Raw genomic sequence first — 12,961 nt, 5'->3', positions numbered from 1 at the left:
TGTCATGCCGACACCTTTTCTTTTTTGCCGTGGGTCAAACGGTCACGCAGAACACTCGACATCTGATCAACCACGATAATTGTTCCAAACAACAGCAGGAAAATCGCTGCTGCTTCGTCATATTGCCCTTTGCCCCAGCTCATCGCGTTGCGCAGCTCGTAACCAATGCCGCCCGCGCCCACAAAGCCAAGGATGGCCGACGCGCGAATGTTCACTTCCAAGCGCAACAGAGCGTAGCTGAGATAGTTCGGACTTACCTGTGGCATCACTCCTAGGATCATGCGCTGGGTCCAGTTCGCACCAACAGACTGCAATCCCTCAACCGGCTTCAAAGACGCGTTCTCGTTCACCTCTGAAAACAGCTTGCCCAGCGCGCCGGTCGTGTGGAATGCAATCGCCACCATCGCCGGAACCGGCCCTCCGCCCATCACAAAAATCAGCACCAGCGCAATCACAATCTCAGGCATCGCGCGCATGATATCCATGATCCGGCGAAACAGCGGGATCAGACGCGGCCACTTGGCCATACCCCTCGTGGACATCATCGACAAGACCATCGCCAGCATAGCCCCCAGCAATGTCGACACAGCCGCGATATTGATGGTCTCCAGCAAAGACGGCAGGAAGTTTACAAAATGCGCGGGCATCGCGCCGACCTTTTCGACCGCTTCGCCCAGCACTTCCTTGGGGAAATCAAAAACACGGTGCAAACCATCCCAGAAACCGCCAGCATTACGATCGTCCGCGATCATGAACCCCGACACCATCAGCGCCACAAAGATGGCTAGCAGAATGCCGTCCATCATCCGCTTGCGCCGCGTCAGCGCCAAATAGTCCGCGCGCATTTCATCCACGCCGCTTGTCAGATCTGCCATGTCTACCCCTCTCACGAAATCACAGGCCCCGCGACGTGCGCAGGGCCTACCATGATCTTTTTTGTGACCGATTAGTTAGACTTCAGTCTGCGGGCTTCGACGATCACTTCATAGGCTTCGTGGCCAATTGGTTGCAGGCCCTTGGCTTCGCCCGCCAGTACGCCATAGGCGCAATCGGGGTCCAACGAAGGCATAGAGGCCATCAGCGCTGTGAACTTGACCTTCACATCTTCCGGCAGCGCTTTGCGCAGCACAATCGGACCTTCCGGGATCGGTTTAGATTGCCAGATCTGTACCAGATCGTTCATGTCCACCAGACCCGCATCAACCGCACGACGCAGCGCACCCGAGTTAAAGCCATCTTCCCATTCGCCCAGACCGTCTGCCCAGGTCACACCACCGTCAACATCGCCGTTGTTTACGGCAACAATGGTCTGTTCATGGCCACCAGTGAACTTCACTTCACCAAAGTAATCGCCAGATGTCATGGTCGAACCGGTTGCTTCAGGGATCTCGATGGACGAGATCAGAAAACCAGACGTCGAGTTTGGATCACCAAAGCCGAACACTTTGCCCTTCATGTCTTCCAGCGACGCGATATCGCTGTCCCTGCGGGCGAAACCGATCGAATAATAGCCATAGCCGCCGTCGTTGTTCACTTTAACGAGGATTGGCTCAACCGCTTCCGGATCGCTTAGATAGGTCTTGGCATAAGCCGAAGCGCCCAACCAAGCCATGTCGATGGTGCCTCCCAGCAGACCCTGAATCACGCCATTGTAATCGGCAGGTGCGAACAGTTTGGTTTCAACACCCAGCAATTCTTCGGTCTGCACACGCAGACATTCGTTGTTGTTCAAACGGTCCTGTGCATTTTCACCACCCAGAATACCAATCCGGAACTCGGCGATTTCTTCAGCCATGACCGGAGCGGTCAGGGCCGTGGTTGCCAGAGCGGCAGCAATCAATTTCTTCATCTCGTCTCTCCAGTTGTATAATGCCCCGCCGTTAGGCGGGGCAGATGAAAGTCAGGCCGGAATGCGATCCAGCGCTTGGATTTCGGTTGAGGTCGCGGCTTCGGAGAAGCTGTCATCGGCGCCATAGATGTCGCGCGCGGCACCGGTGGTCAGTTGCTCAGGTGTGCCGTCGAAAACGATTCGACCGTCGCGCATTCCGATCACGCGGTCGCAATAGCGGCGCGCCGTATCCAGCGTGTGCAAGTTGGCAATCACCATGCGCCCATCTTCTTCGTGAATGCGGCGCAGGCTTTGCATAACAACTTGTGCGTTCATCGGATCAAGCGACGCAATCGGCTCATCCGCCAGAATGATCTTGGGATCCTGCATCAACGCCCGCGCAATCGCCACGCGTTGCTGCTGCCCGCCTGAAAGAGCTTCGGCGCGCTTTGGACCGTGCTCGGCAATGCCCAAACGTTCCAAAATGTCGATGGCACGGTGAATATCGGCCTTTGGGAAAAGGTTGAACACCGTCGAAACCGTTGACCGCTGGTTCAACGTACCATGAAGGACATTGCTGACCACATCCATACGCGGCACCAGATTGAACTGCTGGAAAATCATCGCGCATTCACTTTGCCAGTGGCGCTTATCCTTTCCCCTCAACTCTGTGATGTCGCACCCTTCATAAACGATCTTGCCAGAGGTCGCATCGCTCAGCCGGTTCATCATCCGCAACAACGTGGATTTACCCGCGCCCGAACGGCCAATGATGCCAACCATCGCCGGGTTCGCGATCTCGATATCTGCCTGGTCGACGGCAACATTCGGCCCAAAGGCCTTGGTGAGCTTGTGAATACTGAGCACGATCGTCCCCTGTCTGCGTTCAGGGCTGACTAGGCGCACAGCAAGAAACTAGATTAACAGTTCCGTAAAAGTTTCATGAACTGCCAAGGATATCTTATGCGCGTGAACACGAATGATCCGCGATTCAATCCGGTCGCGACAAACCGCACGGGTCTGTCCGCCAGTCAAATTCGCAGCATGTCAAAAAACAGGAAACAAAGCATCGTTTTCTCTCTTGACCCCACGCACCGACTCCCCTAAATCGGCCTCCACCTAAGGCGGTATAGCTCAGTTGGTTAGAGCAGCGGAATCATAATCCGCGTGTCCGGGGTTCAAGTCCCTGTACCGCCACCATCACCCCCCTTTTTTTGGTTGTGGACTCTGCGGGACAGGTTCAGTGAGACGTCGCCCGAGTTGCCTCTGGCGACGCCAGACACCCTAGAGTGCCAGCGTATTCTCTACCGCACGTTTCCATGCAGCATACTTGGCGTCGCGGGTCCCTGCTGCCATTGCCGGCTCAAACGTCCGCTCTAACGCCCAGGTCTTGGCGAATTCGGCCTGTCCGGGATAAAGCCCTGCCTTCATCCCCGCCAGCCACGCCGCGCCCAGCGCTGTCGTCTCTAACACTTTCGGGCGATCCACCGGACCATCCGTGATGTCTGCCAGAAACTGCATCGCCCAGTTGCTGGCACTCATCCCGCCATCCACACGCAGCTTGGCTTGCCCAGTTTCGCCACCCATATCGGCGCGCATTGCCTCCAGCAAATCGCGCGTCTGATAGCCTACGCTTTCCAGCGCTGCCTTGGCGAACTCCTTGGGACCTGAGTTGCGCGACAACCCAAAGACCGCGCCTCGGCAATCCGGGTTCCAATACGGTGCACCCAAACCGGTAAACGCGGGAACTAGCACAACGTTCTGGGTTTCATCCGCCTGTTCCGCCAACCCCTGCGTCTCCGAAGCTTCCTGAATAATTTTCAGCCCATCACGCAGCCACTGAACAACAGCACCCGCAATAAAAATCGACCCCTCAAGCGCATAGGTCGGCTTGCCGTCCAGCTGATAGGCAATCGTGGTCAGCAACCGATTGTTGCTCTGCACCGGCGCATCACCTGTGTTGAGCAACGCGAAACACCCCGTCCCATAGGTCGCCTTCAACATACCCGGCTCGAAACACGCCTGCCCGATTGTCGCCGCCTGCTGATCACCGGCCACGCCATAAATCGGAATTTCACGCCCAAACAGATCACCACGCGTCATCCCGAAATCGGCCGCGCTGTCGCGCACCTCGGGCAGCATGTTCATTGGAATATCGAACAGCTCGCAAATCGTCTGGCTCCAACGCCCTTTGCGAATGTCATACAACATCGTGCGCGCCGCATTCGTTGCGTCCGTCGCATGCACCTTGCCGCCGGTCAGCTTCCAGATCAGAAAGCAGTCGACCGTTCCGAACAACAGCTCACCGCGCTTGGCGCGCTCCCGCACGCCATCCACATTGTCCAGTATCCACTTCACCTTGGTCGCCGAAAAATACGGATCCACCAACAGCCCGGTCCGATCGGCGAACATGTCCACATGTCCCGCATCGCGCAGCTCGCGACAGAACTCACCCGTGCGCCGATCCTGCCAGACAATCGCGTTGTAAACCGGTTGGCCAGTCGCCTTATCCCAGACAACAGTTGTCTCACGCTGATTGGTGATCCCGACCGAAACAATATCCTCGGCCGACACGTCGGCCCGTTCCATGACCGCCCGGCACGTCCCCGCAGTCGACGCCCAAAGATCGCCCGGATCATGCTCGACCCATCCCGACTGCGGAAAAATTTGCGGGAATTCATCCTGCGATGCCGCCGCCGGGTTCAATCCCTCATCAAACAGGATCGCCCGTGTCGACGTTGTCCCTTGATCAATTGCCAGAACATATTTCATCTGCTGTCCTCACTCCCTTGTCGCACCTCTTACCCATGCGCTCTTGCTAGCTCCGAGCCTAGCCCGCAGCTCTGGTCTTGCAAGCCCTACTCGGCTGCAGCCGCGCTCAATCGGGCCTGCATCCACTCGTCCAATGCCATGATCTGCTCCGCGCTCATTCGCAACCCCAGCTTACTGCGCCGCCACACTATGTCTTCCGCCCGGCGCGCAAATTCCTTCTCTATCAGCCAGATCACCTCGCGCTCGCTCAACGTCGCACCAAAATCCTGCCCCAGAGCATCGACGCTCTTGGCCCCAGCCAACATCTCTTGCGCTTCCGTTCCATAGGCACGCACCAGCCTCAGCGCCCAGCGCTCATCCAAAAACGCAAACGTCGCCTGCAAATCACGTACCAAGGCTCCAACACCATCCACCGGGAAATCGCCCCCCGGCAACGCAACCCCTGCCGTCCACGGCGCATTCACACCATCAAGTGCTTCACCGATCTCATCCAACGCGCTCTCTGCCAGCCGCCGATAGGTTGTAATCTTGCCACCAAACACGTTCAGCGCCGGTGCTCCCCGGCTCTTGTCCACCTTGAGCACATAATCCCGCGTCGCCGCCGACGCGCTGTCGGCGCCATCATCATAGAGAGGGCGCACCCCCGAATAAGACCACACCACGTCTTCCGCACTAATCGTTGCCTCCAGATATTCATTGATAAATCGGATCAGGTAATCCCGCTCTTCGGGTGTGCACTCAGGTTTGACAGACGCATCCGCGTGATCTGCATCCGTGGTCCCGATCAGCGTAAAATCGGTCTCATATGGAATGGCAAAAATGATCCGCCCATCCGTGCCTTGGAAAAAGTAACACTTATCATGTTCAAACAACCGCTTGGTCACGATATGCGACCCGCGCACCAGCCGCACACCACCCTGTTCGTTGCTCTTCAATGTCCCGCGCAACACATCACCCACCCACGGGCCAGCTGCATTCACCACCATCCGCGCGGTCTTGACCTCCTGCGCACCGGTCGCGCCATCCTGCACGACAACCTGCCAGATCCCATCGACTACATCCGCCGACACGACCTTTTGGCGGGTCATAATCTGCGCGCCCCGTGCCTCAGCGTCGCGCGCATTCAAAACAACCAAACGCGAATCCTCGACCCAGCAATCGGAATACTCAAACGCCTTCTCGAACTTCGCCTTCAACGGCCCGCCCTCAACGGTGTCACGCAACGCAACACTCGTTGTTCCTGGCAACACCTCGCGCCCGCCCAAATGGTCATAAAGAAACAGCCCCAGCCGGATCAGCCACGCAGGGCGCCGCCCCTTCATCCAAGGCATAAACACGCTCAACAATTTCGATGTTGGCGTGCTGTTATCAAACCGCATACTGTGGTGATAGGGCAGCACAAACCGCATCGGCCATGAAATATGTGGCATCGCCTTTAGCAATGTCTCTCGCTCGATCAGCGACTCGCGCACCAGGCGAAACTCGAAATACTCTAGATACCGCAATCCGCCGTGGAACAGCTTGGTCGATGACGCCGACGTTGCCGATGCAATGTCGTTCATCTCAACCAGCCCCACCTTAAGGCCCCGCCCTCCCGCGTCACGCGCAATGCCACACCCGTTAATGCCTCCGCCAATCACCAAAAGATCAAACGTTTCGCCCATGTGAACACCCTCCAGCGTCATCGCACCGCAATTCATGGACGTAATGACAAATTGTGATGACAAAAAGAAGGGGAAAATGTTCGTTTATGCGACATATACCTGAAAACCACGTATTTCTGGTACGCTGGGCCGCGCTTCACGGCATCAATTCACCCGATCGATCTTCGAATCATCCGCGAAACGAACACCACAACGCGCGTATTTTCACGAATTAGGCCCTCGCACTTCACAGATCGCGCATTTACTGTTGCGCCAACACCTCCCAACCGGAACCCAAACCGCTCATGGTCCAGACCCTTCGCAAACCCGAAATCATCAATATTGCCCGCCGTGAGGGCAAAGTGACCGTCGATGGCCTTGTCGACCACTTTGGGGTTACCGCCCAAACGATCCGCCGCGATCTCACGGAACTGGCGGATTCCGGCCAGCTTGAGCGCGTACATGGCGGCGCCATTCTACCCTCAACCACAGCCAATATCGGCTATGATGACCGCCGCGAACTGCACCAACCATCCAAGGTCGACATCGCGCGGGAATGCGTGAAACACATCCCCAATGACTGTTCGCTGTTCCTCAATATCGGCACCACGACAGAGGCCGTTGCAAATGAACTTTCAGGCCATAGCGGCCTTCTAGTTGTGACCAACAATCTCAACATCGCGATGATCTTGTCTGGCAACCCCGAAATCGACGTCGTGGTAACAGGCGGCAATCTTCGCCGCTCCGATGGAGGGCTTGTCGGGTCGCTGACACAGGATTCCATCTCACAGTTCCGCTTCGATTTTGCGGTCATTGGATGCTCGGCCCTTCACCCGGGCGGCGACATCCTCGACTTTGACATCCGCGAAGTTGGCGTGAGCAAAACCATCATTCAGCGCTCGGATCAGGTGTTTCTGGCCGCCGATTGTTCCAAATTTGAGCGCAAGGCCCCGGCCCGCATCGCGTCTCTTGCGGATGTCGATATGTTCTTCACGGACGGCAATCCGCCTGCGCCTTGCGCCGCCTTCTGCGCCGAGAACACTACGCGGATCATTTCGGTTGGCGCAGCCTAGCTGACTAAGCGCACTTGCAAAAATACCCCGGTTGTATTCGAAAATTCACCACCCTCTTGCCCGCCAGCCCGTTTCACGGCTAGGTCAGCACATCCAGAAATGCAGAGATCACTATGACCGCCACCGTCTACATCCTCAACGGCCCGAATCTCAACTTGCTTGGCAAACGCCAGCCTGAGATCTACGGCAGCGACACGCTGGACGATGTCAACGCCAGTTGCGCAGCCCTTTCCGAAAAACTTGGCGTTTCGGTCAAGTTCATGCAATCCAACTACGAAGGTCAATTGATCGACTGGATTCACGAGGCCCGCCACGACGCGGCTGGCATTATCATCAATCCGGCGGCCTACACCCACACATCCGTGGCCATTTTGGATGCGTTGAACACGTTCGAAGGTCCTGTTCTAGAGGTGCATATCTCTAATGTGCACCAACGCGAATCCTTCCGCCATCATTCCTATGTGTCCCAGCGGGCGGAAGGCGTGATCGCGGGCTTTGGCGTTCAAGGCTACGACCTCGCCTTGCGTCGCATGGCGTCGCTGTTGGCGCAATAACGGTCGATCGTCGTAAGTCGGACAAATTTGTCCGACTTACCGGCGCTTCATCGCATCCCGCAACGCATCGCCCAGCGCACCATTGCCATTGGTTTGTTTTGGTACGCCCGCCTTAGGTCCGCCACCGCGCGGGCCACTGCCTTTTGGCCCGCCGCGCCCACCTGTGTTACTGCCGCGCGCATTTCGATCTTCGCGCGCAGACGCGCCGCCGTCTTTCTTCATGCTCAGGCCGATGCGTTTGCGCGGCACGTCCACCTCCGTGACACGCACCTTGACCACATCTCCAGCTTTCACAATCTCATGCGGGTCTTTCACAAATCGGTCCGCAAGCTGGCTCACATGCACTAACCCGTCCTGATGCACTCCCACATCCACAAATGCGCCAAAGGCTGCCACGTTGGTCACAGTCCCCTCCAGCATCATACCCGGTTTGAGGTCCTTAATATCTTCGACCCCATCGGCAAAACTCGCTGTCTTGAAACTTGGCCTCGGGTCCCGCCCGGGCTTTTCCAACTCACTCAGAATATCGCGCACCGTTGGCAAACCGAACCGTTCGCTGACAAACTCCTCGGCACGCACCCGCTGCAATGCTGACCCGTCTCCCATCAGGCTCCGCACATCGCGCCCGCAAGCCTGTACGATCCGCCGCGCCACATCATAGGCCTCCGGGTGCACCGAGCTTGCGTCCAGCGGCTCCTTGCCATCCGCAATCCGCAAAAACCCTGCGCATTGCTCAAACGCCACTGGCCCAAGCCGCGCCACCTTGAGCAGCTCCCTGCGCGACTTAAACGCGCCGTTTTCGTCCCGATGCGCCACAATCGCTTCAGCCAATCCCGGCCCCAACCCCGACACATGCGCCAACAGCGGTGCAGACGCCATATTAAGGTCCACGCCCACAGCGTTCACCGCATCCTCAACCACCGCTTCCAGCGACTTGCCCAGCCGGAACTGGTCCACATCATGCTGATACTGACCCACGCCAATCGACTTGGGCTCGATCTTCACCAGTTCCGCCAACGGGTCCTGCAATCGCCGGGCAATCGACACCGCACCGCGCAGGCTCACATCCAGGTCCGGAAACTCCCGCGCCGCCAGCTCGCTCGCGGAATAGACACTCGCCCCCGCTTCGCTCACCACGACCTTGGCCGGTGCCCGCACACCATTGGGCAAGCGCTTGAGCACATCGCCCACCAGTCGCTCACTCTCGCGGCTCGCCGTTCCATTGCCAATCGCCACCAGCTCAACCCCATGCCGTGCAATCAGCGCCGTCAACGCGGCTTCAGATCCACGAAGATCATTCTTAGGCTGGAACGGAAAAATCGTCGTAGTCTCCAAAACCTTGCCCGTCGCATCAACAACCGCCACCTTGCACCCCGTGCGAATACCAGGATCAAGCCCTAAAGTCGCCTTTGGCCCCGCAGGCGCGGCCAACAACAAATCCTTCAAATTACGCGCAAACACCCGAATGGCCTCTTCCTGCGCCCGTCCGCGCAGTTCCCCCATCAGATCCACCGTCATCGTCAGGCTCAGCTTCACGCGCCAGGTCCAGCCCGCCACCTTGCGTAACCACATGTCCCCCGGCCTACTGCCCCGCGTCTCCAACGCCACGGACACCATCTCTTCGGCGCGCGCCTTCCCATTTTCCGGATCCGGCCCAATATCGAGCGTCACCACGCCCTCTTTGCTGGCCCGCATCATTGCCAAGGCCCGGTGGCTTGGCACCTTGGACCACAGCTCGGAATGGGCGAAATAGTCAGAAAACTTTGCGCCCGCCTGCTCCTGCCCGGCAATAACCTTGGCGCTCACGATCGCTTCACGCTGCAAAAACCCGCGCAACCGCCCCAACAGGTCTGCATTCTCGCACAGACCCTCGGCTACGATATCGCGAGCGCCATCCAGTGCCGCTTTCACATCCGCCACAGCCTCGTTCACATAACCCGCCGCCAACACCTCTGGATCAGCCCCACGATCCGCCAAAATTGCCTCAGCCAACGGCGCCAATCCATTCTCGCGCGCAATCATCGCCTTAGTGCGCCGCTTACGCTTATAGGGCAGATAAATGTCTTCCAACGCCGCCTTGGTCTCGGCCCCGGCAATCGCTTTGGCCAGTCCGTCGGTCATTTTGCCTTGCTCAGTTATCGAGCCTACCACCGCCTCGCGCCGCGTTTCCAGTTCTCGCAAATAGGCCAACCTGTCCGCCAGCGTACGCAATTGCGTATCATCCAGCCCCCCGGTCACCTCTTTGCGATACCGGGCCACAAACGGTACCGTCGCCCCGTCATCCAACAGTGTAACAGCCGCCCCAACCTGCTCAGCGCGTGCGCCAATTTCCGTTGCAATGGTTCGGGAAATACGCGCGCTGTTGTTCATTGGTCTGCTCTCCTGAAGACGTCGGGACGACCTTCTTAGCCGCCCACCTATTCCACGCCAAGAGCCAAAACGAGAAAAGCCCGCACGGGCTTGCCGAGCTGCACTCCCCAAGCAAATATCTACCGACCACCAATATCCTGCGGCGCAACCGACACTGTCTTAACCACCGCCCAAACCGGAACTCCTTCGGCAAGCCCCAATGCCGTCGCCGACCGCCGCGTCACTCGCGCCAGCACCGGACCCGCAGGCGTCACAACAGACACAATCGCTCCCGGCCCCGCGCCCGCGCGCACTTCGCTGACATGACCTTGCATAATATTCAACGCCGACAGCCCCTTGGGCTCCTCCCGGCTCAATATCACATCATGCGCCGCAATGCGCACGCGCACGGGCTGCCCCACATGTTGCGCCAATTGCGGCAGGAACAATGCAATGCCTGCCGCATCCAGCTCTGTCAGTCCGTCCTCGTGATGCTGCGCCACGCGCGCCTCCAACACGGCACCAACAGCACGCACACCAGTTGGCGTGAAACCCGGATCCCCCAAAACCTCGGCCGCAGGTCCAACACGGCTCACGCGGCCCTGCTCCAGCGCAACTACCGTTGTCGCCAGACGCGCCACTTCGGCCATTGAATGGCTGACATACAGAACGGGTATATTCACCTCGTCCCGCAATCGCTCAAAATAGGGCAAAATCTCCGCCTTGCGCGCCTCGTCTAATGCGGCCAATGGCTCATCAGCCAAAATCATCTTCGGCTTGGCCAATAAGGCCCGCCCAATCGCCACCCGCTGCTTTTCGCCCCCAGACAGCCCACTTGGCCGCCGGTCCAGCAGTGCGCCAATGCCCAACATGTCAACAACACGATCAAGGCTGATATCACCGGCACGTGTTCTTGCAAACCACTGACCATAAGCCAAATTTTGTCGCACGGTCAGATGCGGAAACAACCGCCCTTCCTGAAACACATAACCCAATTGCCGTTTATGAGGCGGTAACCATACGCCCGCCTTGCTGTCCTGTAGCACCCAATCCTCAACGGCGATCCGCGCCTCTTTCGGGCGCGACAGACCCGCCACAGCATTCACCAGCGACGTTTTGCCAGACCCCGATGCCCCAAACAGCACCGTCACCCCGCGCGGCGCTTCAAATGCAACGTCCAACGCAAACGCCTGTGTCACTTGTTTGACCGCAACCGACAGGCTCATACGCCACCCACCCGTTTCGCCACACGTCGCGCAATCACTTCGCTCAGGATCAACGCCGCCATCGCCACAAACACCGACACCGCCACAAGACGCAGCGCCGCGTCCTCGCCGCCCGGCACCTGAAGGAAACTGTAAATTGCCGACGGTAATGTGCGCGTCTGCCCCGGAATGTTGCTTACAAACGTAATCGTCGCGCCAAACTCTCCCATGGCCTTCGCAAAGGCAAGCACCGCCCCGGCCAAAACGCCCGGCAGGATCAGGGGCAAAGTCACGGTGCCAAACACCCACAACTTAGACGCACCCAGCGTCCCGGCGGCCTGTTCCAGTTTCGGGTCAACTGCTTCGATCGACAATCGCACTGCTCGGACCAACAACGGAAACGCCATCACCGCCGCTGCTAAAGCTGCCCCGGTCCAGCGAAAGGCAAATACAATGCCAATCTCAGCCAACCAGCGCCCCAGCACACCTTGAGTGCCAAATCCAATCAACAGCAGATACCCAGTCGCCACCGGTGGCAGGATCAGCGGCAAATGCACCAGCCCATTCACCACCTGCTTGCCTGGAAACTCCCACCTTGCCAGCGCATAGGCGACAAATATCCCCGGCCCTAGCGCCCAGATTGTCGCCCACAGCGCCACTTTCAGCGACAACGCCACCGCGCTCCACTCTTCTGGCCCCAGCCACCCCATCATTCAGATGGCTCCGCAATCACGTCAAATCCCTTCGCTTCAAAAATACGCCGCGCCACTTCGCTGCTCAGAAACGTCAAAAATGCATTCCGCGCTTGGCTGTCCCGCCCGACAACACCCGCCACCGGATAAACAATTTCCGGATGCACCCCATCAGAAAACACCCCGACAATCGCGACATCCTCGCTGGCGGCTGCGTCGGTGGCATAGACAATCCCCAATGGCACCTCGCCCCGCGCCACCAACGCCAGCGCAGCGCGAACATTGTCGACCTGTGCCACCGATGCGCGCAGCTCATCCCAGACACCCAGCTCTTGAAGTGCAGCCTTGCCGTACTGCCCCGCAGGCACCGCATCCACCAGCGCCATCGCCAAACGCCCGCGCCCCAACAAGGTCAGAACATCCTCCCCAATCGCAACCTGCCCCAAGGGCTCTGCGCCCTTTGGGCCAACCAGCACAAGGTCATTTCCCAACAGATACGCGCGCGTCGCTGGATCTATACGTCCCTTTGCGGCCAAATGATCCATCCACGCCACATTTGCTGAAAGAAACACATCCGCCGGAGCGCCATATTCGATCTGCCGCGCCAGCGCCGAGGAACCCGCCAGCGAAACCACCACGTCATGCCCGCTCTCTGCCTCAAAGGCCTGCGTGACACCGTCCATCGCTTCCTTAAGGCTGGCGGCTGCGAAGACGGTGACACTCCCGGCTTGCGCCATCATGGCCCAGCCCGCCGCGACCACCGCTAAGCCGACCATATGCAAAACCCGGATCATATTGCCGCAATCGCCCTCACCCTCTTGAGCCGCCACGCTATCGCGATACAG

At 58.5% G+C, this 12,961-nt stretch carries 11 protein-coding genes and 1 tRNA gene; 3 read left to right on the top strand and 9 right to left on the bottom strand.

The features are described 5' to 3' along the window. Nucleotides 1–2 precede the first annotated feature (2 nt). The 3 genes from phnE to phnC all read right to left on the bottom strand — a co-directional run bounded on the left by phnE (nt 3) and on the right by phnC (nt 2,695). The gene (gene phnE, locus CLV88_RS19165) at nt 3–875 is read right to left on the bottom strand and encodes a phosphonate ABC transporter, permease protein PhnE (protein WP_106610017.1); all 873 of its coding nucleotides are present in this window, start codon (nt 873–875) and stop codon (nt 3–5) included. A gap of 71 nt (nt 876–946) precedes the next feature. Beyond that, entirely contained in the window at nt 947–1,849 is a 903-nt protein-coding gene (gene phnD, locus CLV88_RS19160) for a phosphonate ABC transporter substrate-binding protein (RefSeq protein ID WP_106610016.1), read from the bottom strand. A 51-nt stretch (nt 1,850–1,900) separates the two neighbouring features. Further along, nucleotides 1,901–2,695, bottom strand: coding sequence for a phosphonate ABC transporter ATP-binding protein (gene phnC / locus CLV88_RS19155; RefSeq protein WP_106610015.1), 795 nt, complete (start codon nt 2,693–2,695; stop codon nt 1,901–1,903). 256 nt (nt 2,696–2,951) lie between these two features. On the opposite strand from phnC, the gene CLV88_RS19150 reads away from it, so the two are divergent. Next, nucleotides 2,952–3,028, top strand: a tRNA-Met gene (locus tag CLV88_RS19150). Between the two features lie 84 nt (nt 3,029–3,112). Here the strand turns inward: CLV88_RS19150 and glpK are convergent. After that, nucleotides 3,113–4,600, bottom strand: coding sequence for a glycerol kinase GlpK (gene glpK / locus CLV88_RS19145; protein WP_106610014.1), 1,488 nt, complete (start codon nt 4,598–4,600; stop codon nt 3,113–3,115). A gap of 86 nt (nt 4,601–4,686) precedes the next feature. Continuing rightward, nucleotides 4,687–6,264: a glycerol-3-phosphate dehydrogenase gene (gene glpD, locus CLV88_RS19140; RefSeq protein WP_106610046.1), complete on the bottom strand. Its 1,578-nt coding sequence runs from the start codon at nt 6,262–6,264 to the stop codon at nt 4,687–4,689. A 284-nt stretch (nt 6,265–6,548) separates the two neighbouring features. Here glpD and CLV88_RS19135 point away from each other — a divergent pair, with 284 nt between their 5' ends. Continuing rightward, nucleotides 6,549–7,316: a DeoR/GlpR family DNA-binding transcription regulator gene (locus CLV88_RS19135; RefSeq protein ID WP_106610013.1), complete on the top strand. Its 768-nt coding sequence runs from the start codon at nt 6,549–6,551 to the stop codon at nt 7,314–7,316. 113 nt (nt 7,317–7,429) lie between these two features. Next, on the top strand, nt 7,430–7,870 hold the full coding sequence (aroQ, locus tag CLV88_RS19130) for a type II 3-dehydroquinate dehydratase (protein ID WP_106610012.1): 441 nt from the start codon (nt 7,430–7,432) through the stop codon (nt 7,868–7,870). A 36-nt stretch (nt 7,871–7,906) separates the two neighbouring features. Here aroQ and CLV88_RS19125 read toward each other — a convergent pair whose 3' ends face one another. From CLV88_RS19125 to modA, 4 genes are all read right to left on the bottom strand, one after another. Beyond that, nucleotides 7,907–10,240 (bottom strand): Tex family protein, encoded by a 2,334-nt coding sequence (locus CLV88_RS19125; protein ID WP_106610011.1) that lies wholly within the window; start codon nt 10,238–10,240, stop codon nt 7,907–7,909. Nucleotides 10,241–10,359: 119 nt separating this feature from the next. Then, nucleotides 10,360–11,445 (bottom strand): molybdenum ABC transporter ATP-binding protein, encoded by a 1,086-nt coding sequence (gene modC, locus CLV88_RS19120; RefSeq protein WP_106610010.1) that lies wholly within the window; start codon nt 11,443–11,445, stop codon nt 10,360–10,362. Then, nucleotides 11,442–12,134: a molybdate ABC transporter permease subunit gene (gene modB, locus CLV88_RS19115; RefSeq protein WP_106610045.1), complete on the bottom strand. Its 693-nt coding sequence runs from the start codon at nt 12,132–12,134 to the stop codon at nt 11,442–11,444. Before modB ends, modC begins: the two co-directional genes overlap by 4 nt. After that, nucleotides 12,134–12,910, bottom strand: a complete 777-nt coding sequence (modA, locus tag CLV88_RS19110) for a molybdate ABC transporter substrate-binding protein (protein WP_106610009.1) — start codon at nt 12,908–12,910, stop codon at nt 12,134–12,136. Before modA ends, modB begins: the two co-directional genes overlap by 1 nt. Between the last annotated feature and the right edge of the window lie 51 nt (nt 12,911–12,961).

Source organism: Shimia abyssi (assembly GCF_003014475.1).
Classification (GTDB): domain Bacteria; phylum Pseudomonadota; class Alphaproteobacteria; order Rhodobacterales; family Rhodobacteraceae; genus Shimia; species Shimia abyssi.
The sequence above is the reverse complement of the archived record's forward strand: the minus strand, read 5'-3'. Positions and strand labels throughout refer to the sequence as shown.

Coding starts and splice junctions, on each gene's coding strand:
- phnD (WP_106610016.1), bottom strand. CDS start 1,849: ATGAAGAAATTGATTGCTGCCGCTCTGGCAACCACGGCCCTGACCGCT.
- CLV88_RS19135 (WP_106610013.1), top strand. CDS start 6,549: ATGGTCCAGACCCTTCGCAAACCCGAAATCATCAATATTGCCCGCCGT.
- glpD (WP_106610046.1), bottom strand. CDS start 6,264: ATGGGCGAAACGTTTGATCTTTTGGTGATTGGCGGAGGCATTAACGGG.
- glpK (WP_106610014.1), bottom strand. CDS start 4,600: ATGAAATATGTTCTGGCAATTGATCAAGGGACAACGTCGACACGGGCG.
- modA (WP_106610009.1), bottom strand. CDS start 12,910: ATGATCCGGGTTTTGCATATGGTCGGCTTAGCGGTGGTCGCGGCGGGC.
- aroQ (WP_106610012.1), top strand. CDS start 7,430: ATGACCGCCACCGTCTACATCCTCAACGGCCCGAATCTCAACTTGCTT.
- modC (WP_106610010.1), bottom strand. CDS start 11,445: ATGAGCCTGTCGGTTGCGGTCAAACAAGTGACACAGGCGTTTGCGTTG.
- phnE (WP_106610017.1), bottom strand. CDS start 875: ATGGCAGATCTGACAAGCGGCGTGGATGAAATGCGCGCGGACTATTTG.
- modB (WP_106610045.1), bottom strand. CDS start 12,134: ATGGGGTGGCTGGGGCCAGAAGAGTGGAGCGCGGTGGCGTTGTCGCTG.
- CLV88_RS19125 (WP_106610011.1), bottom strand. CDS start 10,240: ATGAACAACAGCGCGCGTATTTCCCGAACCATTGCAACGGAAATTGGC.